The following is a 23,963-nucleotide window of genomic DNA, read 5'->3' as shown; positions in this document are numbered from 1 at the left end:
AGGAGGGCTTCAGCCCTTGACGGCGCCCGCGGTCAGGCCGTCGAGCAGCTGCCGGCGCAGGAGGAAGAAGACCAGGATGGTCGGCACCGACGCGAGCACTGCGCCGGCGAGCACCAGGTCGTAGGAGCGGTTCTCGGACGCGAACAGGATGTTCAGTCCGAGCGGGATCGTGTACTGCGACGAGTCCGAGAGCAGCACGAGCGGCCAGAGGAAGCTGTTGTAGCTCTGCAGGAAGCCCCAGACGCCCAGGGCTCCGAGAGAGGGGCGCAGGAGCGGGAGCACGACCCTCCAGAACGTGCCGAATTCGCTGTTGCCGTCGATCCGGGCCGCTTCGATGATCTCGTCCGGGATCGACTGCACGATGAACTGCTGCATCATGAAGATCCCGAACGCGGGTGCGACCCACGGCACGATCAGAGCGAACCAGGGGTTCGAGAGCCCGGCCTTCACCACCAGGATGAACAGCGGCACGAGGATCACCACGAACGGCACCGACAGCGACGAGAACATCACGGTGAACAGCACCTTCTTGCCGCGGAAGGCGAACTTGGCGAAGCCGTAGCCCGCCATCGCGCAGACGAAGACCGAGACGGTCGTCGCGACCAGCGACGTGCCGACGCTCATCCCGAACCACGCCCAGAACGGCTGGGTGGTCAGCAGATTCGCGTAGTTGTCGGTCGTCGCCGGGTCCGGCACGAGCGACGGAGGCGTCGAGAAGATGTCCCCGCGGTTCTTGAAGGAGCCGCTCAGCGCCCACAGCAGCGGCAGCACGAACACGAGCAGCAGCGCCGAGAGCGTGACGTAGAGCAGGCCGCGGCGGGCGCGCGCTCCGGTCGAGGCGCGACGCTGCCTCGGGAGGCGGCGGCGGGCCGGAGCGTCGGCGGTGACGATTCCCGTGGTGGCGGTCATGAGGTTCTCCCGATGGCGAGGGCGCGGTTGAGGATCTGGCTGACGGCGAAGACGAGCACGAAGAGCACGACTCCGGCCGCCGCCGCGTAGCCGAACTGCTGGCGCTCGAACGCGGCACGGTAGATGAACATCGAGACCGAGAGGGTCGCCTCTCCCGGCCCGCCGCGGGTGAGCAGGTACGGCTCGTCGAACAGCTGGGCGGCGCTGATGAAGGAGGTGACCACCACGAAGGCGGTGACCGGGCGGATGGCGGGCAGGGTGACGGTGCGGAACTTCGCGAGGACCCCGGCGCCGTCGAGCTCGGCCGCCTCGTAGAGCTCCTTCGGCACTGCCTGGAGGGCGGCGAGGAAGAAGATCGTGAGGTAGCCGACGGTGCGCCAGAGCAGCACGAAGCCGATGGCGACCTTCGCCAGGGTCGGATCCCCGAGCCAGTCGATGTCCCCGAGCCCGAAGAGAGCCTGGAGCACCGAGTTCAGCAGCCCGTAGCTGCGGTCGAAGATCAGGCTGTAGATCAGGGCGATCACGATCGGCGAGAGCACCATCGGGATGAAGAAGGTGAGCCGGAACAGGTCGCGCGCCTTCAGCCCCTGGGCGTTCAGCCCCTGCGCGATCATCAGTGAGCAGGGGACGATCACGAACACCGCGATGAGCGTGTAGATCAGCGTGTTGACCAGGGCGACGCCGAAGCTGGTGTCGCCGAGCAGGTTCCCGTAGTTGCGCAGGCCCACGAACTCCGGCGAGCCGAGGCCCACCCACTCCGTGAGGCTGAGGTAGATCGCGGCGAGGACCGGGACGATCATGAACAGCGCGTAGAGCACGTAGAACGGCGCGATGAAGAAGTAGGGCGCGGAGCCCCCGGAGGTGCTCAGGCGCTTGCGCCGTGAGGCGCGGGCCGCGAGCGGGGAGCCGCCGCGGCCGTCCTGCGCCGAGGCGGGGGTCCCGGCCGTGGTGAGTGTCGACATCGTCGCTCCTTAGCTGCGGGCCTGGCCGCGGAAGTCCTCGGCGGTCGCGCGGAGCGCCTGCGCCGGGGAGAGGGTGCCCTTGTAGGCCTGGAGGAGGTATCCGGAGAGGACGGTCGTCAGGATCTGCTGGTTCTGGCTCTGGAAGAGCGACGGGACCTCGTCGATGATGTCCCCGTACACGTCGAACAGCGCCTGGCCGCCGAAGTAGTCGTCGGTGATCGTCGCCAGCTCCGGGTCCTCGTACACCGAGCGCAGCGTCGGCAGGTAGCCGAGGTCGCGGTACCGCTTCACCTGCTGGGACGGGTCGAGGTAGGCGGCGAGGATCAGCTCCACGGCGGCGTCGCTGTTCGCCTTGCCAGTGGTCGCCGCGAAGCCGGTGCCGCCTCCGACGGCGGTGCGGCCGCCTCCGCCCGCGAATCGGGGCAGGGCCTTCACCCGCCAGAGCCCGGACTGCTCGGGCACGTTCGGCTTGATGCCGTAGCTCGAGTACCAGGTGGGCATGTCCACGCCGAGGATCGAGCCGTTCTTGAGGCCGCTCTGCATGCTCGGGCCGTAGTAGTCGGCCACGGTGGTGAAGAACCCGGAGGCGAGGCCGTCGGCGGCGAACCGCAGGGCCTCCTCCGCCTCCGGGGTCTCGAGGTCGAGGTTCCCGTCGCGGTCGAAGAGCTGCCCGCCGCGCTGCATGAGCAGGAGCTGGTAGCCCTGCACGACCTGGGGGAGGTCGCTTCCGACCGAGAGCGCCCCGAACGAGACCCCCTCGCGGGCGCTGATCCCACCGCCGACCCGGGCGAACTCCTCCCAGGTCTCGATCTCCACCGGCACTCCGAGCCGCGCGAACTCGTCCTCGCGGTAGTAGTAGACGGCCAGCGGAGTGTCGGAGTCCAGCGCGTAGAGCGCGCCGTCCTTGCTGAACGCGTCCACCCGCGCGGTGATGAGGTCGTCGCGGTAGGGCGCGGTCGCCTCGGTGAGGTCGACGAGCAGTTCGGGCGCGATCGAGCCCCGGAGCGTCCGTGCGAAGTTGGCGACCTCGATGCCGACCACATCGGGCGTGCCCGTCCCGGCGACCGCCTGGGCGATCAGCTTCGTGACGATGTCGGTCGCGCCGATCTTGGTGACGTCGAGGGAGTAGGAGAAGGCGGACCTCTCGTCGGCGAGCGCGAGCGCCTCCGTGAAGAAGGAGACGTAGCCGTCGTCGTGGGTCCAGAAGGAGAGGTCGACGGCGCCGGACTCGACGGCCGCCTGCCCGCCCGGAGTCGAGCACGCGGCGAGCAGGGAGGCGAGGGCGGCCGAGCCGCCGGCTGCGGCACCGAGGCGCAGCAGGCCGCGGCGTGAGAGCGCGGGTGGGAGTGAGTGCATGGAGGTGCTCCTCGGAGGAGGGGACGGGTGAGGGCCGGCGGGCGTGCCGGAGGAACCGGCAGGCGCGCTGGAGGAACCGCGCGGCGGCGGTGGTGAGGCGGGGCGGAGAGCGGGGTGGCGGAGCTAGCGGACGGGGGAGGGAGGCACAGGCCGCAGGCCGGCGCGCTCGGGATTGGCCGGACCGGTGGAGGAGCGGACGATCAGCTGGGCGGGGACGGAGCGGTGGCGGTCGGCGGGAGCGTGGCCCTCGAGCGTCCGGATCATGCGGTGCATGGCGATCCGGGTGACCTCCGCGAAGTCCTGCTTCACGGTGGTGAGCGGCCGGTGCAGGAACTCCGAGAGCGGGTCGTCGTCGAAGCCGACGACGCTGAGGTCCTCGGGGACGCGGAGACCGGCGGCCTCGGCGGCGTGCATCGCTCCGACGGCCATCTGATCGTTGGCCGCGAAGACGGCGGTCACGTCCGGGCGGTGCAGGATCGACGCCATCGCCTCGGCGCCCGAGCGCGGGCTCCAGTCGCCGTGAAGGACGGGCGGCTCCGCGGCGTCGGCGTCGGCCAGAGCGGCGCGCCAGCCCTCGATGCGGCGTCGGGTCGCCGACCAGGTGCTCGCGCCGGCGATGTGCCAGACCGTCTCGTGCCCGAGAGCGAGCAGGTGCTCGGTGGCGCTGCGGGCGGCTCCTGCCTCGTCGGTGCCGACCACCAGCTCCTCGGGGCGGTGCTCCTCGCTCGGGTGGTCGAAGCTGAGGACGGTGACGCCGTCCGGGATGCTCAGGCGCGGGTGGCCGAAGTCGACGGGCTCCGAGAGGATGATGCCGTCGACGCCCTGGTCGACGAGCGTGTCGACCGCCTCCTGCAGCTCGCGGCCGCTGTTCTCGACGGTGCGGACGACGCTGAGGAAGTAGCCGGCCGCGCGGGAGGCGTGCTCGACTCCGTCGAGGATCGCGGAGGGGCCGTAGAGAGAGGTGCCCATCGTCACCATCCCGATCCTCCGGGTGCGCTGCGTGACCAGCGTCCGGGCGGCGGCGTTGGGGCGGAAGCCGAGCTCGCGGATGGCGGCGGTGACGCGCTCGGCGATGGCGGGGGAGACGTGCGCCTCCGCGTTGACGACGCGGGAGACGGACTTCTGGCTGACTCCGGCGAGGCGGGCGACGTCGGACATCGAGACGCGGCGGGAGGCGCCCTGGGGCTGTGCATCCATGGACGGCTCCTTCGCTCGTCGCGCTGCTGCGCGGGTGACAGCGCAGTCAATCGCGCCGCGCGACGAGTACACCACGCTCTGACTGCGCAGTCAACACCGTGAGCACGCAGAAGTCGCCGTACTCGCCCTCGAGTGCGGCCACGTCTGCGTTCTCGCGCGCCCGGGGGCGTCCGGCGGCCCTTTGCGCGCCCGGGGGAGGCGGCCGCCGGCCGTGCCGACGGGCCGCGCCCCGCGCCGGCCCCCGCAGGACCCCCGCCTACGATGGGTCGGGATGTCCCCCGAATCCGCGCTCGCCGCCACGACCCGCGCGTCCCCGGGCGCCCGGCGGTCGCGGCGCGGGCCGCTCCTCGGGCTCGCCCTGGTCGCCGTCCTCGTGGCGACGCGCCTGCTCGCCCCGGACGCGGCGGGCGACGCCCTCTCGGACGCGGTGCGCGACTTCCTCACCCTCTCGATCAGCGTCGTCATCGAGTCCCTGCCGTTCGTGTTCCTCGGCATCGTCCTCTCGATCGCGGTGCAGCTGTGGGTGCCCGAGGCCGTGCTGCTGAGGATCCTGCCGAAGCGGGCGCTCCCGCGGCGCCTCGTGATCTCGCTGCTCGGCGTGCTCCTCCCGGTCTGCGAGTGCGGCAACGTGCCGCTCGCCCGCGGGCTGATCGTCAAGGGCCTCTCGGTGTCGGAGTCGATGACGTTCCTCCTGGCCGCGCCGATCGTGAATCCGATCACCATCGTCACGACCTACCAGGCCTTCGGCTGGGCCGACGGGATCCTCGTCTGGCGCATCGTCGGCGGCTTCGCGATCGCGAATCTCGTCGGCTGGATCTTCAGCCGCCACTCCGAGCCGATGAGCCTGCTCACCGACCGCTTCCGCGCTGCCTGCGAGGCGGGCGAGCGGCCCTCCCGCTCCCTCCGCGACCGCTCCCGGCGCAGCGTGCTGCTGTTCGCCGAGGAGACCGGGGCGATGATGCCGGCGCTGTTCGTCGGCGCCGCCATCGCGGGGCTGATCCAGGTCGGCGTCTCGCGCGACGTGCTGACCACGCTCGGCGGCGACCCTCTCTGGTCGGTGCTGGCGCTGATGGTGCTCGCCTTCGTCATCTCGATCTGCTCGAACGTCGACGCGTTCTTCGTGCTCTCGTTCGGCTCCACGTTCCTGCCGGGAGGCATCATCGCGTTCCTCGTCTTCGGCCCGATGATCGACGTCAAGATGCTCGCGCTGCTGCGCACCACGTTCTCGGCCGCGACGCTGGTGCGCGTCACCGTGCTGGTCGCCCTCGCCGCCGCCGCGCTGGGACTGGCGGTGAACTATGCGCTCTGAGCGCCTCCTCGCCCGCTGGAAGGGCGTCGTCCTCAGCCTGATCGGCGTCGTCTCGACCCTGTGGCTCGCGGCGACCGGCCGGCTCGGCCTCTACATCCACCCCCGCTACTTCGAGTTCTCGGTGGTGCTCGCGGTGATCGCCGGAGTGCTGCTGATCGCGGCGTTCGCGGTCGTGCCGGGCGCCGAGGAGGACGAGCACGAGCACGAGGACGACGTCGAGCACCTCCACGCCCACAAACCCGCCCGCCCCTGGCGCCGGGTGGTCGCGGTCGCGGCCGGAGTCGCGGTGATCGCCTCCGCCGCCGTCGCCCTGCTCGTGCTCCCGCCGGCCGCCCTCACCGCCTCGACCGCGACGCAGCGCGAGGTCAACACGAGCGCCGTCGACGCCTCCGTGACCGCCGCGGCGCCCACCGGCGACACGGCGTCCTTCAGCGTGCGCGACTGGGCGACCCTGCTGCGCCAGGGCGCGAGCGAGCAGTTCCTCGCCGGCCGCACGGCCACGGTGAGCGGATTCGTGACCCCCGACGCCTCCGACCCCGAGAACGTCTTCTACATCGCCCGCTTCGTCGTCACCTGCTGTGCGGTGGACGCGCAGCCGGTGGGCGTGCCGGTCTACCAGGCCGGCTGGGCCGACACCTGGTCGGAGGGGCAGTGGCTGGAGGCGAGCGGCGGCTTCGGCGCGAACCCGAGCGTCACCAGCGCCGAGGCGGTCGTGCTGGAGCCGGAGGCGCTCACTCCGATCGACGAGCCGGCGATGCCGTATGTCTACTGAGCGCGGCGCGAATCCTGAGCCCGGCGCGCCTCCCGAGCGCGGCACGTCGGCGCAGAGCGGGCGACGGGACGATGGCGGAGCTCCCGGCCTCGACTCCGCAAGCGCCTCCCGCTTCCCCCGCCTGTTCTGGGCGGTCGTCGCGGTGCTCGTCCTCGCGGTCGGAGGCCTGACCGCCGCCACCGTCGCGAAGGGGCCCCGGGTCGCCTCCCTCGAGGTCAGCACCGACGGCGTGGTCGAGCGCGACGGCTCCCGAGCCCGCCTGCACCTCGACCAGGCGCTCGAGCCCGACGCGCTCGACCGCGTCCGCGTCGCTCCGGACGCCCCGCACACCGCCGAGCTCGACGGCGGCGTGCTCACCGTCACGTTCACCGACACCCTCCGCTACGCCACCCGCTACGAGATCGGGATCGACGACGCCCGCAGCGCCGCGACCGGCTCGGCCGCCGACGTCTCCGCCTCCTTCACCACGAAGGACCCCGACCTCTTCACCCTCGATCGCACCGCCGACGACCCCTCGCAGCCCGACGCCGTCCGCGTCCGCCCGCTCTCCGGAGGCGACGCCCGGGTCCTCGTCACGGCCGACCGGATCCAGGACTACGCCGTCGTCGGCCCGGTGCTGGTCGTCGTGACCATCGAGCCGGACGACACGAACCTCCTCCGCACGGTCACGCTCGACACCGGCTCCGAGGGCGTCATTCCGCTCCCCGGCCCCGGGACCGTGCGCGAGCTGCACTCCTCGCCCGAGAAGGGCGTGCTCGGCTGGACCTTCACCGGGCAGGCGCCGTCGGGCCCGCTCGACCGCGCCCTCTACTCCTACGACCTCACCGACCAGAAGGCCGAGGCGGTCCCCGTGCTCGGGATCGACGGCGGGCCGCTGCGGGCGCGCGACTGGATGTTCGTGCCCGGCACCACCTCGGTCGTCACCCACTCGCTCGACGACACTGTGCTCCTGCTCGACCTGCTGACGCCCGGGTCGATCAGCCCGCTCGGGCAGCACGCGGAGCTGCGCGGATTCGTGCCCGGCGCGAACCGGCTCGTGGTCGCCGATCCGGAGTCGGGCTCGCTGATCGACCTGGCCGACGGCTCGGTCGAGACGCTCGCCCTCCCGCCGGCGGACGTGAGCGCGACCGCGTCGCCCGTGCAGATCCTGCTCCTCGACTCCGGGAGCTACGTCGAGCTCGAGGCCGAGTACGCGCCGGAGACGGGGGCGACCCAGTACTCCGTCGTCCGCGTCGACGCGTCCGGCACCGCGGAGGTGTTCCGCACTTCGCCGACAGGCCGCATCCGCGGCGTCTGCCTCTCGCCGAACGGGCAGTACCTCGCCGTCGAGACCGTCTCGGTCGAGGGCCGGCCGGACGACTACCCGGGCGAGCCGGGCTTCAGCGCGACCTCGACCGTGCTCGTCGACCTCGGCACCGGCGACACCGCGCGCAGCGTCAACGGGCGCTCGCGCGACTGGTGCGCGTAGGGGGCCGGCCTGACGACCGGCTCGTCCACCTGACTGATTGCTGGCGGCCCGGAAGTAGAGATTCGGAATTCTGTCGGTCTGTTAATACAGGACTTTGAGGCTATTGCCTGCAGTCTCCGTTTCGCACATCCAAGGCCGCGATGCGGCCCAGTCTCCGAGTTGCCCGGTTCAGGATTCATCCCTCGACGTAGCGTTCGCAATCGCCCGAACCGTGCAGATCTGCCGGATCGGCACAGTGCAGGAGTGACCAGCTGGCGCCCACGCCCGTGGGCTCTTCAAGACCGTTGTGGCGATCGAACGCCGTCGTCGTGTACACGTCGACGCCGTCGATCGAGCCTCCGACGAACGCGAATGAGACAATTGGGTCGCCGTCGGTGGTCGGTGTGCTCCACGCCAGTTCCGCCTCGTCTCCCGCAATCGCGGCGGTCGCGAGGCATGCTCGAGCCGTGCTGGGCAGGTCACTTCCTTGTTCAAGAACGTATTCGCCGCAGCTCGAACCGGCGTCGCTACCGGCGACGACGCCGCCAGCCTCAGGGAGGCTCCGAGCGGCGACGATCGGATCGCCATTCGGCGCTTTCGACGCAGGTTCAGGTGCAACCGCCGAACAACCGCCGGCAACAGTGAGCACCGCGATCGCGATCGCAGCTGCCGTAAGGCGGTTCATCCGCCCACCGTAGCCGCCAGCGCCGCCTGCCAGCCAAGTAATCAAGCGGGAGGGCCGGCGCTGCCCGCCCGTGAGGGGCGACCCCCTCACGCTCCCCGGTGTCCCGTTCCGGGGCGCGAGCTGCACTCGCGCAGCGGCGACGGAGCACCGCCGATGGGAGGCCGCGATGCGGCCCGTTCCACCCGTTTTCTTCACCTCTCCGCGGTTTCAACCTATTTCGCTCCACCGGCTCCGTGCCACCGATAGCGGACGCGCCCTGCGGGCTTATTTCGCCCGCTATCGGCGTCACTGCGCCGCCTCCACTCGAACGGTTTTCCCCGCCGGAGAGGCAAAGAAAAACGATCAGCCAGAGGGAGCACCCACACCACGCAGAGCATCACCGACTTGCAGACCACCGCGAAGAACTACCTCACGCTCGCGAACACCTGCGCGGTCGACGTCCGCGTCGTGGGCACCGATCCCAAGACGATGCCCACGGTGCACGTCACCCGCCGCAAGTCCGGGGACTGGGAGGCGTGGCACTCCGACCAGCTGCACGGCATCACCAGCGGCTCGTTCCGCCACTGCGTCGCCCACGCCCGCCGCACAGCGATCCGCCGCGTCACCCCGTTCCTGAGCCGCTGAGAGGACCACACCATGACCCGCATCGACACCGGCCGCGCGAGCGCCGACCAGCTCGCCCTCATCCTCGCGACCAGCCGCGACGAGGACCCGGAGAACGCCACCGCGACCGACGCGGAGATCCTCACGCACACCCGCAACACGCTCGGACTGCCAGGGGAGTGCGGACCCGGCGGGATGCCCGTCCACGACGACGGCACCGCCGAGGTCGCCGCGCTGATCGCGTTCCTGACGCCCGCCGAGTAGCGCGGGGGAGGGGCCGGCCTTCTGGCCGGCCACGAGGGGCGATCCCCTCGCGCTCCCCGGTGTTCCGCCGGAGGCGGGGCGCGAGCTCCGCACGCGCAGCGGTGACGGAGCACCGCCGGCGGGAGCCGCTACGCGGCAGGTCCTTTGCTCGCCTGGTTGCTGGCCTGGCTCATGCTCGGCATTGCGTTCCTCGTGGGACACGCGGTCATGCGTGGTCATCGGTCGCGAGGAAGTCAGGCCTCCGGCGCCCAGATGTCGGCTACGCCGGCCTGCAGGCGCATCTCGCCGAGTTTCAGTTGCTTGCGAAGACGAAGCCGGGTGTAGGGAACCAGGACCACCAGCGCGATGCCCTCCCGATGTTCCGACTCGACTCGGATGGCATCACCGCTCCCGCTGATCGTGACCACGCTGACGTACGCGACCGCCCGTAACGACTGCCGGTTCTCTCTGCTCGCACGCCGGAGCTCGTCGAGGTCCGCCTGGGACGAGTTGTTCCCGCGACCCGGCTCCGGCTCCACCATGCTCAGAACGCTGCGCCCGTCGGTGTCGATCGAGGCGGAGAACGGGCCGAGCTCGCCGCGCTTTCCGAGAGCCTCAACGGCGCGAGTCATCGTCAGATCGAGAAGGCCGTCGAGATCCTCTTGCGCTTCGGCTGACGCCGTCTCACGCCACATCATCATCTGCACACAGTGCCACAGGCCGCAGTCTCGCGCTGGACGGAACCGCGGTCGCGTAGACGGCGAAGGCCACACTCGTCTCCCCGGTCGGGGGCGCGAGCTGCGCTCGCGCAGCGGTGACGGAGCACCGCCGGCGGGAGCCGCTGCGCGGCGCGTTTCTAGGTTTTCTTCACCTCTCCGCGGTTTCAACCTATCTCGCTCCGCCGGCTGCGTGCCGTCTCTCTCGGACGCGGTCGCACGCTCCCTTGTTTCGCCCGAGAGAGCCGTCACTCCGCCGACTCCACTCAATTGGTTTTCACTCGCCGGAGAGGCAAAGAAAAACGATCAGGAAGACGACAAAAGCCCCGTAGTTGGTCTAGAACCACGGGACTTGTCGCCTCAATGGTCGCACACCGATTGAGGAGAAACCATCGTGACTATCACTACCGGAACCGGGACCGTTCAGCACATCGACCCGACCGCCCTCGTGATCGAGGCGAACGTGCGCACCAGCGCCCCGCTGACGAGGGACTTCATCGCGTCGATCCGCGAGAACGGCGTCATCACCCCGGTCCTCGCCCGTCGCGACGAGCACGGCAACGTCATCGTCCGCGCTGGACAGCGCCGCACCCTGGCCGCCCGCGAGGCCGGGGTCGCCACCATTCCGGTCTACGTCGTGGAGGGCGACGAGACGACCGCGGATCGGATCGTTCAGCAGATCATCGAGAACGACCAGCGCGCCGATCTGAGCGTCGCGGACCGGACCGCCGCGTGGGCGCAGCTCGCGTTCGAGGGCGTGTCCGCCGCAGCGATCGCCAAGCGCACCGGCACCAAGACCGACGCGGTGAAGAAGGGGCTTGCGGTCGCGGAGTCCGCGACCGTCACGTCCGTTCTGCACGAGCACGAGCTGACCCTGGACCAGGCGGCGGTGCTGTTGGAGTTCGAGGACGACGCCGACGCCCGCGCGAACCTGATCGAGGTCGCCACCCACGACCCGGCCCAGTTCGAGCACACCGCGCAGACCCTCCGCGACGAGGCCGCGCACCAGGCGCTCCTCGCGGCGACCGCCGCCGAGTACACCGGCAACGGCTTCCAGATCCTCACCCGCTCCGACGCCTACGGCGACCAGGCGACGTGGACGCCGGTGCGGCAGCTGCGCGGCGAGGACGGGAAGAGCGTCACCCCGGAGCAGGTCGCGGCCGTTCCCGGCCGCGGAGTGCTCATCGACACCAGCTGGCGCGGCGAGGTCGAGGTCACGCTCCTCGTCCAGGACCCCACCGCCGCCGGATTCACCTACGCCTACGGAGCCCCCGAGCAGCCGCAGACCGAGGAGGAGGCCGAGGAGGAGCGCGCCGAGAAGTCCGCGGAGCGCAAAGTGCTCATCGCCAACAACAAGGCGTGGAACGCGGCCGAGAAGGTGCGCCGCGAGTGGATCGCGACGTTCCTCGCTCGCAAGACCCTCCCGAAGGACGCGGATCGCGTCATCGCTCTCGGCCTCACCGCTCACCGGTTCGCGGTGGCCTCCGGGATGACGGGCGGCAGCGACCTCGCTCACGCGCTGCTGCGCATCGAGCGCCCCTCCGGCTACCGCGCCGACGCCCTCGCGGCGCTGGTCGAGGGGAACCCCGCGAAGGCCCGCCTGGTCGCGCTGGCCGTCGTACTCGGAGGCCAGGAGGCGCACACGAGCAAGGAGTCCTGGCGCCGCGGCGACGAGCGCACGGCCGAGCACTTCCGCCAGCTCGCGGCCTGGGGTTACGCGCTCTCCCCGGTCGAGCAGGTCGTCACCGGCGACACCACCCCCGCCGACGCCGCAGGGCTCAGCTAGCCCCTCCGGCGGGGACCGGCTCGCGCCGGTCCCCGCCCCTCCTCCTCTTCTCCCACTGCTGCACAGGAAGGCCCGACCATGACCACCACGACCACCGCACCCCGCCCCGCCCACCGCTTCGACCCCTACCAGGACGACCCGACGCTGCGCGCCGCCGAGGTCGCCGTCGACGCCGCGGCCGCGTCCGGCGACGCCGACGCGACCGCCGCCGCAGCGCGAGCGCTGATCGTCGCCGCGGCCGCCTACGGCTGGCCCACCGCGACCGCCCTCGTCTTCACATACGAGACGACCGGACCCATCGCCCACGTCTGGGGACTGTGGAAAGTCCTCGACGCCGACCGCCAGGTCCTCCGCGAATGGGACGAAGAGCCCGGCGACATGACGGACGAGTCCGAGGAGGAACTGATCGCCCTCGACCTCATCAGCAACCGCCGCGCGACCCTCGACTACACCGACTTCGGAAAGCCCATCGGCTCCACGACCCTGATCCTCCACACGCTCACCCTCTGAGCGCGCGCCGCGGGCCGACCCGAAACGCGCCGGCCCGCACGAGGGGGAGAGCCCCCTCGACCCCCCGGTCACGCGCGTGGAACGGCCACGCGCGCTCGAGCGGTAGTCAGCGGCGAGGACGCGGCTTGTACTTCTTCCCCGCCCGGATGTTCCGGTTCTCGATCACACCGACCACCGCCAGGCCGGCGGCCACGGCGACGATCAGCACCCACCCGAGCACGTTGAACCACTCACCGGTGAACGCCGCGTACGTCTGCTCGCCGGCGATCGCGAAGAGCATGAACGACAGCCCGAACCACACCATCCCGTTGCTGATCAGCGCAGCACGCGCGAGCTTGGTCCGAGGCTTCGACATGCGCCCACCCTCCCACCGGACCCTGGACGTGTCCACGGGGCCAGGAACGGCCTACGGGCCCTCACAGCGTTGATCGAACAGCGACCACCCGCGCTTCAAGATGCGGTACGAAGCCAGGAACGGTTGCGCGACAAACTCTGGCACCCCTCCTGCTTTGCCCTCGCCAACCCCCGTTCGTCGGTCCGCCGGCCCGAAGGTCGATCGCTGAAAGAGCGACCAACCCAGAACGTGAGCATCAGCGCTCATCTCGCGCCACAGCCGGCGAACGGCATCACGTGAGGCCGGGTCCGCGAAGGCATAATCGGCTGCGACACCAATCACCTTCGTCACGTCGAGTTCGGCCTTCGTGCTTCTCAACGATGCGACATCGTTCGTACGCTCACTCAGCCACAACCGTTGCCCTTGCAGACGAGCGCGCTCCTCATCTGCAATGTCGGTGCCGACGAGGAAGTTGTAGTAGATGCGCATCTGCTTGTGCATCTCTGCGTTGACGGTCAGACCGCGTTCGCGGCGCACGGACCGTTCGTCGGATGCCAGAATCCAGACCGCTTGACACGCGCCGACCAGGGCCCCGCGCAGCACGGTGAAATGCGCGGACGGATACAGCGATCCCGCGTTCAGGGCATCCAGCGCGAGGCGAAGGTGCTCACCTGAGGACGCGAGCGACGTCCGCACGGTCTGGCTGATCGGTGCCCGCGGAAAAATCTCGTCGTCCGTCGCGAGCTCGCTGCCGCGCTCAGGCTCCTCTACGCGCTGGACTCTGAGCCGCCACCGATCGAGATCCTCGGCGGTCTCGACCATTCGGGCGAGAGCTAGCCGCTCAGAGTCCGTCAACGCCATGACCCACCCTGTAGCAACGGGTAAAAACCCACGATCGAAAGTCCCATCGACGTTTCAAGGGTCGGGTCGAGTGGATGCTGCCCGTTCTTGCGGGAACTGCTTGTATCGCGGGACACCTCGTAGGGGAGCGCGACGCGTGTGCTCTCCATTCGAAGGCCGGTGCCGGTGCCTGGCGATGCCTGCCGTTCGCGGCGCTGCGGCGTCACTGTCCCGTACTGGAGGGCGAGACCCGGGCAGCTGCGAGGTTTCGAACGCCAGGATCACCGACGCCCAAGATCAGAATGCTCTCGATACTGCCGATCGTTTCGGGATCCGTGATCTGCAGTTCCTGGTCGGCGTCCGCTGTCAGTGACCCGACCTCGCTTCCGACGTCCGAAGGGAACCTCAGCTCGCCGTCGTTGTCCTCGAGCGGAGCGCTCGTGAAAAGGACCCGCGGTTCCACTGCTCCGGTCAGGCTCAGTCCGCTGAAGGACAGCCACACCGTCCCGTCCTCTCGCTCCTCGATCAGCAGATCGCCGGTCGCATCGTCGGACACGCTCTCGAGTGACGTGCGGATTGGCAGCTGCTCCAGAAGCGACTGGGCGGCGGGAGAGTCCGTCGCGTCAGAACCGTCCGTGGGAGTGCTCGTAGGAAGGCTGGGAGCGGCGGACGTCGCCGAGGGGCTGGCGACGGCGGTTCCATCGAGGGGTGCCGTGCACCCGGCCAGGGCCAGAACGAGCCCGGTCGCAGCGGCCACGGCCGAGAGTCGACCGATCGCGTTCGTGTCTGTCATGGTTTGTGCTGCTCCGTCCGTCGAACTGTCGCTCAGCCTACGCAGGGCGCGATTCTCAGCACCCTGCCGAGGGGTCGCTTCGGGACCAGTGGTGTAAACGCCTCCCCGATCGGATCGTCGTTCGAGCAACGACCGGGCGTCAGTCGCGCTCCGCCTCTGCCCCTCCTGGCATCGTGAGCCAGAGGATGAGGGTGAAGAGGAGGCCGAGGATGCCGCTGACGAGCAGCGCAGCGACGGCGAAGGCGGAAGCGCCGAACGAGCCCTGAGCATCGTTGCTCATATCCACGGGCATGAACCAGTAGATGACGGCTCCGCCGACGAACAGCAGGCTGACGACGAGGGCGCCGATGCAGGTGTCTCGCCGCACCTTTTCTTCGGACCCGTCGCCTGAGAGATTGACGAGCCAGAGGATCCCGATCACGGCGGGAGCGCCGGCGAGGAACGCTAGAAACACGGGTTCTCCTAGTTGGTAACGGGTCGCGACGGTATTTGCACTCGGGGCAGGCGCTGCATGAGGTGGTCGACGGTACGACGGGTGTCTATGCGCGCAGATCCCGTTCGAAGGCGAGGCGGAGCCGGCGCTCGTATTCGTCCTGCTCCATCGGCACCACCGCGGCGAGCAACTCCTCCAGTCGCTCCTGGTCCGCGCCTGCCACGGAGACCACGGCGTTGTCGATGAGTCGGGCGAGCATCGGGGAGCCGTCCACCTCGAGCACCCAGACGCCGTCGTCCCGACGGTCGCAGGTGTTCCCCGCTGTCCCCGCCAGCTCGGGATTCGTGTACAGGCTGCAGACCTGGCTCTCGAGCGAGAACTCCGGGTTGAAGCGGCTCGTGAGGATCGTGATGTCGCCCGGGTCGGAAAGGTAGTCGGTGTCCTGTCGCGCGAGAAGATCCTCCGACGCCCGGATGGAGGACTCGTACTGCCCGATGACGACGGCCGTCGTCGTGAGCCGATCGGACTCGAACGGCACGACGGACGAATCGAGCCGCGCTTCGTACTCCGCCTCCTGTGAAGCGCGCGCGGCAGCGGACCGCCCGAGCACCGTCTGCACCACGGGCGATGCCACTGTCGCGAGGAGGGCTACGGTCGCCACGGCTCCAACGATTCGGGCGCGACCCGGATGGACGACGAGCGACCCGAATGCCGCCACGGCGCCGAGCAGCAGCGGAAGGGTGGCGAGGAGGGGAGCCGGGAGCGGCGGGGCATCGGTCACGAGCGGTGTGACCACGGCGGCGAGTGTCGCAAGAGTCAGCAGCGCACCGAGCACGAGATTTGCGCCGGCATGCAGGCGACCCGTGACGGCCCGAGACACGATCAGCAGGAGCGCAGTGGCGATGAGCGGCAGGAGGACGAACGCGGCCAGACCGGCGTATCCGGCGTACAGCAACGGCACGGCGAGGAGCGATCCGGCGAAGGCGACGGCGCCGACTGCGATACCCGCCAAGCCTGCGTGCGCGATCGCCGAGGCAGGATCGGGCGCAGTTGCCATCGGGCCCCCTCCCTGCCGTTGCCCCGAGTGTAGAGAGTGACCGGTTTTCCTGCCCAGCGCGCAGGACCCGCCTTGCTCGGCTGCGCGAGCACGCAGCGTATGCCAGTGAAGCGCATAGTCACGGGAGCGGGGTGCGCCATCGCTAAACCCTGCTCTTCCGCATCGCCACCTCGGGTCGACTCCTCAGGCCGTCCCGTTAGAGGATCCTCTACCGAACGGTGCGGGGAGGACGCACGTTGCTCTTACTGGTCGAGCCGTCGAGCGAAGTGATGGGCGGTGATGTCCATCCGTTCGCGCAGGTAGAAGCGATGTGCCTCGAAGCGTTGCACGCCGGAGTCGAGCTCGATCGCGCTGCACCCCAGTTCCCGACCGCGCTCCGCCAGCGCGGTTAGGAGTGCCGCGCCGTGGCCGTGGGATCGCTCGGCGGCGGCGGTGGACAGGTCATCGATGTAGAGCTTCCTGATGGCGCTCGTGTTGACGACTACTCGCCAGCCGGCGACAGCCACGCAGCGATCGTCTTGCAGTAGAGCGGTGAAGCGGAGACCTTGGGGCGCGCCTTCTCGCAGTACCAGCTCGAGCAGTTCGTCAGTGAGATGGGGGCGCAGCTCGCGGAGGACGGGAAGGGCGGTCGCCCACCGCGCGTCGCCGGGCTTTAGATCAATGATCACGGCGAGGAGACTAGCGCTCGCGTCGTCCCGACGGAGCTGGTCTAGTGAGCGTCCGATAGGGGATCGGTCATCGGACACGAGAGTTGATGGATTCGATAGGACGCCCCGCCGACGACCATCGGGCCGTTGGCGGAGCGCCGTCGGCCGCTTCTTGGTAAGGGCGTGATCACGCGCAGCGGGCGCCGGACTGCCGCTGGTTGTGGCGCGCTACCCGTTGATGCCGACCTGCCATTCGGCGTCGAGCTGGCCGAACTCTCCGTCGTAGCAGCGCTTCTCGTCTCCCGAGTCGATGTTGTCGGTGAGGTTCGAGTAGCTGATGATCGGTCCGGACTCGTCCACGCGGAAGAGTTTCAACCCGGCGTCTTCCATGCAGGCTCGATAACGGGCGAATCCGTCGCGGTACTCGCTCTCAGTCACGACACCGTCTGCGAGTGCCTCCGTGAGGGCGGCGGAGGGCTCGGGATCCTCGGCCGGCTTGATCCACGAGGCCCAGAAGGTGTACCGAGTCCGTCCGTCCGCGACCACCGTGATCGTGTGTTCTCCGTCGCCGAAGACCGGCAGGAACGCGCCGCCGTTCGTGGTGCTGCGGGTGTCGCCGTCGCAGTTGATTCCCGGCTTGGCTTCTCCGTCGACTTCCAGATCGAAGCGGCCGCGGTCGACGCAGACGAAGGCGGTCGCGATCTTTGCGGAGGGGTCCGGTGCCGGGCCGAGCTGCACTTCGGTCCGACCCTGCCCGTTGATGACAACGGGCGTTCCGTAGAACGTGGCGTCTCCTTCGGTGAGCGCCTGGGTGACCTCTGCGATGTTCACGGTCGAATCCGGTGCATCACTCTCGAGTGCTGCTGCCGACACGGCGCCGGAAAGGATCCCGGCTGCCACGAACGCGGTGACTGAGACGGCGAGAGTGCGCCGGCTGCGAGGAGCGCGCACCGGCGTGGCGGTGGGTGTTGCGACGAGCATCCGTCGCAGCTCGTGGTCGCGGTCCGACAGACCCGGTTCAGACTTCATGGGTGATTCCTTTCGCAGAGAGAGCGGTGGTGGTGTCGAGTTGCTCGCGCAATCGACTCTTCGCGCGGGAGAGGCGCGACTTGACGGTTCCGACCCGGACGCCCAGCACGTGGGCTGCCTCCTGGTCAGTGAGGTCTTCGAGCACGCAGAGCGTCACTACCTGGCGGTCGAGGAGGGAGAGGCCGCGCAGCGCGGAGGTAGCTTCGCCCTCGTCGGACATATCAGCGGGGTCCTCGTGTGGCTCGGGCGCGGGTAGTCGGCTCAGGGCCGCCTGGTACCGCTTGGACGCCCGGGCGAGGTTGTTCAGCGCGTAGGTGCAGGTGCGCAGCAGCCAGGGCAGCATCGAGCCGTCCACGAAGCGAATCGCCTCTCGCCGGCGCCACGCCTCGAAGAAGGAGACCGCCACAGCGTCATCCGCGTCGGTCCCACCTGGCGCCAAGGCGTGCGCGTGGCGGTAGAGACGTCCACGGTGACGGTCGAAGAGGATCCCGTAGGCATCACCGTCGCCCCCCACGGCTCGGGCCCAGACCTCTTCATCGCTTTGCTCACTCACACTAGGAAGTGTCCGCGACCGCGTAAAACGTTCCCTCGCCGCCGAAAGTTCCTCCGACACCTTCGCCTAGGGCTACGGATGCAGACGCAGCAACCGTCCCGTTGAGGGCTCGTTGAGCGGTCACCCGAACGCGGATCCGTAGACCGATGCACGCCGCATTGCTACGGCGAGACGATAGAACCCCTGAGAGTCACCGTCTGTCACCATTCGTCGCCCAGCTTGCGGAGACCGTTGTCTTCCGGCAGGGTCTGGCGCGAGTAGTCGTGCAGAACGTCGGGCGACGCAGTTTCGCGTCCGTCACGTTCAGCTTGGCGGATGGCCGCGATGACGACGCATGTCACAGCCACGATCAACGCCGCAGCAGTCGTCAACGTCATCCATATCGGCTGAACGGTTGACCCATCCGAGCACAGCGGGTTCCAGAGGAACCCCTCTCCCGTCAGGCTGCCTCCGCCGCGGGTCCTGCACGTCTCGCTCGGGTCCCACATGTAGATGGAGGCTACGGCTCCCAGGGCGGCTGCAAGCCCACCGAAAACCAAGGCGAGAACGATGGGCGTCGCTGCACTCGGTCGCGGGGGCTCTCCAACGTTCATCGGGACATCATGCACCGCGCTCCACCAGATTGATCAAGAGCCGGAACGTCAGGCCCGGTATCGAGTGGCCCGCGTGGAGGTCATCGCGCCGCGACGGTGAGGTTCAATTCTTCGCCGACGCGCAGAATTTCGTCGGAAGGGAAGCGGAACGGGTTGAGGTAGAACAGGTCATCGGCCGTCATGTCGAATCGTGCCGCGACGTCCTCTGCGAGGTCGTTGCGAGCGACCGTGTACGACGTCGGCATTCCGTCCGTCGATGTCGTTTCGCCACGCGCTGCTGCACGCGGCCCGGCGTCCTGGGCGACGAGATCACTGCGTTGAGGCTTCACGCTCCATTGGACGTCAGCGACAGCAATGATCCTCATCGAGCAGTCGGGGTCGTTCTGGGGCTTGGTGGTGATGACGAGCTGATCGATCGCTGTCGGGTCGCCGTGGAACTCTGCGAGGTTCCGCCAGGCCTTGTAGGGCTTCCCTGGCTCCGCATACGCGAGACCCATTGGGAAAGCAATGTCGAAACAGGTGGCGCCCTCATCGATCGGGTCCAGCGCTGCCATGACCGCAACGGAACCTGAGGAAGATGCGGTCGCGGCGGGAATGTCGAGCTCGTCTGATGCCAGAGCCAGCCGGCCATCAGCCGCACTCAAACGGATGCTGCCGGCCGTCCCATCGCTCCCCGTGAACGTTGCCAGGCCAAGGTCACCGGTCAGTGCGGCGTCGGAGCTGCTGTCTGTGGACACCGGAGGCGGAGCCGGCGGTTCAGGCTGTGGCGTGCATCCCGTGACGACGATCAGGCATGCTGCGATCGCGACCGTTTTTCGCGCCTTCGAGAATGTCCCCACTGGCTCAGGGTAAGCGACGTCCTCGCTCTTCCCTTGGTCGTGCGGTTGGGGCGACTGGATGGAGTGGTCGCGGTTCCCTCCGCTGAGGCCAGCTAGGGGCTACAGCGCCTTGCTAGGGTCCGGACTTATGGATGAGCCCCGAAAGCGCGGACACCCGCTCGTCGTCGCGGGAGCGACGATCGCGGCTGCAGCCGTCCTCTGCGCTTTCGTGTACTACGCCGGTCTGGCCGTCTTCCGGACCGAGGGGGACGTGCCGGCGGCCTCGGCCATCGACTTTCCGGCCGGAAGCGAGCTCGTCAGCGAGACCGTCGAGTGCGCCTCCGGTGGATGCTGGCGGCTGTTCTCGGTGCGCCCGCCCGACGCGATGACTCCCGAGCAGCTGTCGAGCGAGCTCGGAACGACGCCGCAAGCGCGCATCGCAGGAACGCTTTGGGACCCGCGCACCATCACGGTGAGTTCCGCTATCGACGGACCCCTCCTAGAGGTCCGGGCCGATTACTGGTCACAGGAGTACGCGCCCTAGGCGCGCGAGTGACGCGTTCTCGAGTCGACAGCATTGGCGCCCCCCGACTGTTTCGCTGGGGGATCGCTTACCAGATGTCCTGCTCCTCACGCTGCGTCAGGGGCGACGGTGGCGGAGATCCGCCGCGTCCGTTCGATGATCAGGATGTCGGTGACTCGGATGCCGAGTGCGGTGAAGAAGCCAGCCACCGCATTCCAGTAGAGAGTCCAGAGGATGAGGCCGCCAACTTCGTTCTGGTCGTCCCGGGGTGGAGCCCAGTCGGCGTTCGCGGCGTGGACCTGCCAGATCACAGCGAGGGCGATGCACAGCAGGCACGCTCCGAGGCCGAAGGCGAAAAGGATCTTGCTCCCGGAGTTCGTGCAGCCGAATCTCCACAGCACGTTCCTGAGGACGATGAGCGACACGGGGATCGCTCCGAGCGAGAACGTCCATTGCTCCCACGTCACGAGAATGCCCCCGGCTCGCAGCGAGCCGGATCGTCGGCAGGTGCCGTCGTCACTCTTCGGAGAGCGGGGGAGTGGTCGCGATCATTTCAGGAGAAGGTGTCTCGTAACCGCTGATGATGAGCGTGTTGGTGTCGGTCCAGCTCGGCTCGGAGTAGGCAACCGGCTCGGGGTTTCCCGCGGCAGGCTTCTCGCTGGTGATCCCGGTAGCCACCGCACCCACAGCAAGGAAGCCGACGACGATCCCTGCGACCGTCACGGTAAACACGGTGTTGCGAAGCGTCTGCATCGTGCTGCCCCTCGAGTAGGTCGAATGGTGGGGAGCGTACCAGCGCAGGTGCTCGCGACGCCGTGCTACTGGTCCCGTATGGGGATCGTGCACCGGACGGATTCGTTAGGGGTTCTCGCTCGCCGGCCCTTCTGTGTCAGCGAGGAAGGCGGCGGCGAGTCGAGCGACCTTCTGGCGGTATCGCTCGCCGGCTCCGATGCCTCGCGCGTCGAGCTCGTCATCGACCTCGACAAGCGGCTGCGCAGCTGCCGGTCCGTCGTGACCGATCCGGTCGTGCACCCAGGATGAGAAGGAGCGGAGATCCCAGTCGCCGGTGAGGAAACGACGGCATGCGACGCGCAGCGCGAGAAGCGGGATCTCCTCACCGTCCCGATCCAATGGCCGCGCGCCCGCTTCGATGAGTGCCGCCGAGCTGAGGTCGAAGACGTCGGCGGGAGTGGCGCTGGAGTAGAGGGACGCGAGAGCGACAAGGGACTCGCTGTCACTCCCTGCTGCGACGAGATTCGCTGCCAGAGCGATCACGTCTCGGGGCTGGACCAGCCCGAAGAAGAGAGCGGCTGTCGTTTCGCGCAGGGTCGGGATCGAAGGGTCATCACGGTCTTCTGCATCGTCTCGCATCCGACCTCCTCCGACCAGTCGCTCGCTGCCGCCCCGCGCTGCTGTCGCGGCGGCGGCGTCAGCGCGACTCGACACGTCGATCGGAACCGGTCGGTGACAGGTCGGCCCGTGGCTGAACCCGTGCTCGAGCTCGTAGACGCATTCCGAGCAGACGTGACCGCCGGCCGGTCCGGCATCCGCGACGTGCTCCACCCACGGGTGAGAGCACGCGCAACAGGCCTCAGCGAGCAGGGAGCGGAACCGAGCGCGGCGCGAACGGCGCGCGTCAGCTCGCGGGCGCCAACGCGAGAGGCCGAACATCCCGTGAGCGTAGCGAGCGCATCGCCACGCCGTCGCGCGCTCCGCCGTGCTTCCATCGCTTCTGGCGTCCCGTAAGGGGGTCGCTGAGCAGGAACTTCTCGAGTCCCGCGGTGCCGATGATCGGTGCCGTGTGGCGGTACCGTCGTTGCCCCTTTCGTAGAGGACCTCTGTGATCACCGTCAGCAGGTCAGGGTGAACCTGACGAGCTGGAGACCAACGCTCGTCGCAGTGATGGCAGCGAACGCGATGAGCGACGCCGCCGGACGAGACGGCACTCTGCGTCTCTTGGACAGCATGAGGATGCTGGATGCGCCGAGCGCCCAGGCAGGTGTGCTGAGTGCGGCGATGAGGAGCAGGACGGGTCCGCCTGTCGGAGGCGGTCCAGGGTCATCCATCTCCGCGAAGCCCATCAGCCCGGCGATGAGGATCGCTAGTCCCGAGAACGTCACGATTCCGAGGATCGCTGTGAGGAGGAGGGCGTAGGGGAGCGCGGTCGACGTGAGCGCACGCGCGGTCTTCGCCGCCGCATAGACGGATCCTCCGATAACGAGCAGGGCGCCGAGGTACCAGGCTGCTGCGCTCAGCGGGATCTCGCGCGGCCGGCAGTCCGTCATGGCTGGTGAGGCGAGGGTCAGCAAGCTCGCGCCGGCCTGAACGAGAAGCGCGGCGACAACGGTGAGAACAATCGCCGTCGCACCGGCGATCCGCCTCGCGCGCAACCGTGCATCGTTCTGCTGGTCGGTCATGGGCTCGAGGGTAGCTACCCCAGTCGGATAAAGAGGTCTAGTGGAGGCGGCCGCCCTCCATGGGACCGTCAACCATGCGTCCGGTAGGGGATCGTTCAGCGGGCCGCTGAGCCGGCAGGTGTTGCTCTCGGACGCGTTACGGGTCGCGGCCGAGAGCAGGGCGACACCGGCGGCTCCCCGCCGGTCTGGCGCGTGCGGCGTCAGCAAAGTCCCCACTTCTCGACCGCACCGCCACAGTGGAGCCACCTGCGCACTGCCCGAGCGTCATCCGAGCTGGATGCTGCTGCGCAGTTCACCGCCACTCCGCGTCTCGAGCGTTCACCGGTCAGGTCCGGGCGATGCTCCTGGGGAGTGATGCCGTGTCAGCTGGTGGGGGAGACGTCCGGTGCGACGGTTTCCGGGAAGTCTGCCGGGGTGTGCGCCGTCTCGTGCGTGAGGGTGTCGACTGACCAGGTGCCCGCGTGTAGGCGCAGCGTCGCCTCCTGCGGGAACGAGTAGGCGTACTCCGGAGCCGCTTCGCCGGTCTCGTACGGGCTCCGCTGAAGGGTCGTGCTCTCGGTGAACGTCACCGTGGCCGAGTCGCCCGTGATCTGCACCGAGTCCAGCGACACGTCGGTCTCGAACGCCGTGAAGGACTCCCCGAGCTCGAGGTAGCGGTCTCGCTGAACGCGCAGCCGGGCGTCATCCTCCACGATCACCGCAAGCCGCCCCGGCGTCGAGGTCGATTCCGGGACGCCGAGGCCGGTGAGCTGCGGCGATCCTTCGACCAGGCTCTGAGCGTTCCGGTGCTCGAGGTCTGAGATCAGTGCCGTCGAGATAGCCTGGTTCTGCGACGACGAGGATGCGAGGCCGACGATCACCGCTGCGCCGGCTCCCGCGACGCACACAGCGCTCAGGGCTAGGACAAGCACTCCGGCAGGGCGCACAGCTCTCTCCTCACGGGAAGCCGATGACCGGCTGCTGCGAGCCTATACACCACGGTGTGACTACCCGAGAAGGGACAGCGTCGTCGCCCCGATGAACGGGCTATGACGACGTCGGTTCGGAGGGCGTACGGTGACGGGCGTGGACGACTCCAGCGACCGAGCGAACCGGTGGGCGGTCGGCCTCGGTGTCGTCGTGCTCCTACCTGCCGCTTTGTGGACGATGGTGAGCAGCGTCCTAATGGGCTTCGCGACGGACTCGTGCGCAAGCGCGAGGCCCTGCGACCGCGGACTGGCTGATGCGGGCATGGCGGTCGGCTTCTTCGGCGCCCTCGGCGTCTCCGTGGCTGTGATCGCGGCGTTCCTCTTCAAAGTCGGGCCGCGCGGGGTCAGCGCGTGGATCCCGTGGACGGGCGTCGGGCTCATCGTCCTCACTGGCATGGCTGCCCAGCTCCTGGTTCACGCTGCCACCTGAGCATTGTCGCGGCCTTGAATGTGCACGCTGCGG

Annotated in this window: 30 protein-coding genes; 9 read left to right on the top strand and 21 right to left on the bottom strand. The window is 68.9% G+C overall.

Annotation, left to right across the window (positions count from 1 at the left end; translation table 11 throughout):
• Positions 1-9: 9 nt before the first annotated feature.
• The 4 genes from C5C25_RS06255 to C5C25_RS06240 form a co-directional block, all read right to left on the bottom strand.
• Positions 10-909, bottom strand: a complete 900-nt coding sequence (locus C5C25_RS06255) for a carbohydrate ABC transporter permease (protein ID WP_104250086.1) — start codon at positions 907-909, stop codon at positions 10-12.
• Complete coding sequence (locus C5C25_RS06250) at positions 906-1,871, bottom strand: carbohydrate ABC transporter permease (protein WP_104250085.1); 966 nt, start codon at positions 1,869-1,871, stop codon at positions 906-908. The genes C5C25_RS06255 and C5C25_RS06250 overlap by 4 nt, the downstream gene beginning before the upstream one ends.
• Positions 1,872-1,880: 9 nt before the next feature.
• The gene (locus tag C5C25_RS06245; protein WP_104250084.1) at positions 1,881-3,227 is read right to left on the bottom strand and encodes an ABC transporter substrate-binding protein; all 1,347 of its coding nucleotides are present in this window, start codon (positions 3,225-3,227) and stop codon (positions 1,881-1,883) included.
• Between the two features lie 123 nt (positions 3,228-3,350).
• The gene (locus tag C5C25_RS06240; protein WP_219814383.1) at positions 3,351-4,424 is read right to left on the bottom strand and encodes a LacI family DNA-binding transcriptional regulator; all 1,074 of its coding nucleotides are present in this window, start codon (positions 4,422-4,424) and stop codon (positions 3,351-3,353) included.
• A 271-nt stretch (positions 4,425-4,695) separates the two neighbouring features.
• Here C5C25_RS06240 and C5C25_RS06235 point away from each other — a divergent pair, with 271 nt between their 5' ends.
• From C5C25_RS06235 to C5C25_RS06225, 3 genes are read left to right on the top strand one after another with little or no spacing between them, the layout of a single operon-like run.
• Positions 4,696-5,733, top strand: coding sequence for a permease (locus tag C5C25_RS06235; protein ID WP_104250083.1), 1,038 nt, complete (start codon positions 4,696-4,698; stop codon positions 5,731-5,733).
• A complete protein-coding gene (locus tag C5C25_RS06230) occupies positions 5,723-6,505 on the top strand; it encodes a TIGR03943 family putative permease subunit (RefSeq protein WP_104250082.1) in 783 nt (260 codons plus the stop codon). The genes C5C25_RS06235 and C5C25_RS06230 overlap by 11 nt, the downstream gene beginning before the upstream one ends.
• Entirely contained in the window at positions 6,495-7,973 is a 1,479-nt protein-coding gene (locus C5C25_RS06225; RefSeq protein ID WP_104250081.1) for a hypothetical protein, read from the top strand. The genes C5C25_RS06230 and C5C25_RS06225 overlap by 11 nt, the downstream gene beginning before the upstream one ends.
• A 175-nt stretch (positions 7,974-8,148) precedes the next feature.
• On the opposite strand, the gene C5C25_RS16275 is transcribed toward C5C25_RS06225, so the two are convergent.
• Complete coding sequence (locus C5C25_RS16275; protein ID WP_146079442.1) at positions 8,149-8,637, bottom strand: hypothetical protein; 489 nt, start codon at positions 8,635-8,637, stop codon at positions 8,149-8,151.
• Between the two features lie 384 nt (positions 8,638-9,021).
• Between C5C25_RS16275 and C5C25_RS06220 the strand changes: the two genes are divergently transcribed.
• Entirely contained in the window at positions 9,022-9,261 is a 240-nt protein-coding gene (locus tag C5C25_RS06220) for a hypothetical protein (protein WP_104250080.1), read from the top strand.
• 12 nt (positions 9,262-9,273) lie between these two features.
• Complete coding sequence (locus tag C5C25_RS06215; RefSeq protein ID WP_104250079.1) at positions 9,274-9,504, top strand: hypothetical protein; 231 nt, start codon at positions 9,274-9,276, stop codon at positions 9,502-9,504.
• 233 nt (positions 9,505-9,737) lie between these two features.
• Here the strand turns inward: C5C25_RS06215 and C5C25_RS06210 are convergent, their stop codons facing one another.
• Positions 9,738-10,184, bottom strand: coding sequence for a hypothetical protein (locus C5C25_RS06210; RefSeq protein ID WP_146079441.1), 447 nt, complete (start codon positions 10,182-10,184; stop codon positions 9,738-9,740).
• A 409-nt stretch (positions 10,185-10,593) separates the two neighbouring features.
• Between C5C25_RS06210 and C5C25_RS06205 the strand changes: the two genes are divergently transcribed.
• On the top strand, positions 10,594-11,985 hold the full coding sequence (locus tag C5C25_RS06205; protein ID WP_181133647.1) for a ParB/RepB/Spo0J family partition protein: 1,392 nt from the start codon (positions 10,594-10,596) through the stop codon (positions 11,983-11,985).
• Positions 11,986-12,063: 78 nt separating this feature from the next.
• Positions 12,064-12,495, top strand: a complete 432-nt coding sequence (locus C5C25_RS06200) for a hypothetical protein (RefSeq protein ID WP_104250076.1) — start codon at positions 12,064-12,066, stop codon at positions 12,493-12,495.
• A 106-nt stretch (positions 12,496-12,601) separates the two neighbouring features.
• Here C5C25_RS06200 and C5C25_RS06195 read toward each other — a convergent pair whose 3' ends face one another.
• The 10 genes from C5C25_RS06195 to C5C25_RS06145 all read right to left on the bottom strand — a co-directional run bounded on the left by C5C25_RS06195 (position 12,602) and on the right by C5C25_RS06145 (position 19,613).
• Complete coding sequence (locus tag C5C25_RS06195) at positions 12,602-12,850, bottom strand: hypothetical protein (protein ID WP_104233598.1); 249 nt, start codon at positions 12,848-12,850, stop codon at positions 12,602-12,604.
• 51 nt (positions 12,851-12,901) lie between these two features.
• Positions 12,902-13,651: a hypothetical protein gene (locus C5C25_RS06190; protein WP_146079440.1), complete on the bottom strand. Its 750-nt coding sequence runs from the start codon at positions 13,649-13,651 to the stop codon at positions 12,902-12,904.
• A gap of 241 nt (positions 13,652-13,892) precedes the next feature.
• Positions 13,893-14,462: a hypothetical protein gene (locus C5C25_RS06185; protein ID WP_104250074.1), complete on the bottom strand. Its 570-nt coding sequence runs from the start codon at positions 14,460-14,462 to the stop codon at positions 13,893-13,895.
• Positions 14,463-14,601: 139 nt separating this feature from the next.
• The gene (locus C5C25_RS06180; protein WP_104250073.1) at positions 14,602-14,916 is read right to left on the bottom strand and encodes a hypothetical protein; all 315 of its coding nucleotides are present in this window, start codon (positions 14,914-14,916) and stop codon (positions 14,602-14,604) included.
• 85 nt (positions 14,917-15,001) lie between these two features.
• Positions 15,002-15,952, bottom strand: coding sequence for a hypothetical protein (locus tag C5C25_RS06175; RefSeq protein WP_181133646.1), 951 nt, complete (start codon positions 15,950-15,952; stop codon positions 15,002-15,004).
• 242 nt (positions 15,953-16,194) lie between these two features.
• Positions 16,195-16,620: a GNAT family N-acetyltransferase gene (locus tag C5C25_RS06165; RefSeq protein ID WP_104250070.1), complete on the bottom strand. Its 426-nt coding sequence runs from the start codon at positions 16,618-16,620 to the stop codon at positions 16,195-16,197.
• A 207-nt stretch (positions 16,621-16,827) separates the two neighbouring features.
• The gene (locus C5C25_RS06160) at positions 16,828-17,628 is read right to left on the bottom strand and encodes a hypothetical protein (RefSeq protein WP_146079438.1); all 801 of its coding nucleotides are present in this window, start codon (positions 17,626-17,628) and stop codon (positions 16,828-16,830) included.
• Positions 17,618-18,181 carry an RNA polymerase sigma factor gene (locus tag C5C25_RS06155; protein ID WP_258063341.1) on the bottom strand — a complete coding sequence of 188 codons (564 nt, stop codon included), beginning with the start codon at positions 18,179-18,181 and terminating at the stop codon, positions 17,618-17,620. The genes C5C25_RS06160 and C5C25_RS06155 overlap by 11 nt, the downstream gene beginning before the upstream one ends.
• A 200-nt stretch (positions 18,182-18,381) precedes the next feature.
• Positions 18,382-18,558: a hypothetical protein gene (locus tag C5C25_RS16470; RefSeq protein ID WP_181028852.1), complete on the bottom strand. Its 177-nt coding sequence runs from the start codon at positions 18,556-18,558 to the stop codon at positions 18,382-18,384.
• A 296-nt stretch (positions 18,559-18,854) separates the two neighbouring features.
• Positions 18,855-19,613, bottom strand: coding sequence for a LysM domain-containing protein (locus tag C5C25_RS06145; RefSeq protein WP_146079437.1), 759 nt, complete (start codon positions 19,611-19,613; stop codon positions 18,855-18,857).
• Positions 19,614-19,740: 127 nt separating this feature from the next.
• Here C5C25_RS06145 and C5C25_RS06140 point away from each other — a divergent pair, with 127 nt between their 5' ends.
• The gene (locus C5C25_RS06140; RefSeq protein WP_104250065.1) at positions 19,741-20,136 is read left to right on the top strand and encodes a hypothetical protein; all 396 of its coding nucleotides are present in this window, start codon (positions 19,741-19,743) and stop codon (positions 20,134-20,136) included.
• 86 nt (positions 20,137-20,222) lie between these two features.
• Here the strand turns inward: C5C25_RS06140 and C5C25_RS06135 are convergent, their stop codons facing one another.
• From C5C25_RS06135 to C5C25_RS06115, 5 genes are all read right to left on the bottom strand, one after another.
• A complete protein-coding gene (locus C5C25_RS06135) occupies positions 20,223-20,540 on the bottom strand; it encodes a hypothetical protein (protein WP_146078857.1) in 318 nt (105 codons plus the stop codon).
• A gap of 91 nt (positions 20,541-20,631) precedes the next feature.
• Positions 20,632-20,868, bottom strand: a complete 237-nt coding sequence (locus tag C5C25_RS06130) for a hypothetical protein (RefSeq protein WP_104250063.1) — start codon at positions 20,866-20,868, stop codon at positions 20,632-20,634.
• A gap of 105 nt (positions 20,869-20,973) precedes the next feature.
• Positions 20,974-21,486 (bottom strand): hypothetical protein, encoded by a 513-nt coding sequence (locus C5C25_RS06125; protein WP_104223346.1) that lies wholly within the window; start codon positions 21,484-21,486, stop codon positions 20,974-20,976.
• 479 nt (positions 21,487-21,965) lie between these two features.
• Positions 21,966-22,532, bottom strand: coding sequence for a hypothetical protein (locus tag C5C25_RS06120; protein WP_104223345.1), 567 nt, complete (start codon positions 22,530-22,532; stop codon positions 21,966-21,968).
• Positions 22,533-22,894: 362 nt separating this feature from the next.
• Positions 22,895-23,392 carry a hypothetical protein gene (locus C5C25_RS06115; protein WP_146079436.1) on the bottom strand — a complete coding sequence of 166 codons (498 nt, stop codon included), beginning with the start codon at positions 23,390-23,392 and terminating at the stop codon, positions 22,895-22,897.
• A 205-nt stretch (positions 23,393-23,597) separates the two neighbouring features.
• On the opposite strand from C5C25_RS06115, the gene C5C25_RS06110 reads away from it, so the two are divergent.
• Entirely contained in the window at positions 23,598-23,930 is a 333-nt protein-coding gene (locus C5C25_RS06110) for a hypothetical protein (RefSeq protein ID WP_146076580.1), read from the top strand.
• The last annotated feature ends 33 nt before the right edge of the window (positions 23,931-23,963 follow it).

It is taken from the genome of Rathayibacter sp. AY2B9, from assembly GCF_002931595.1.
GTDB lineage: Bacteria > Actinomycetota > Actinomycetes > Actinomycetales > Microbacteriaceae > Rathayibacter.
This window is presented reverse-complemented; position numbering and strand designations above follow the sequence as displayed.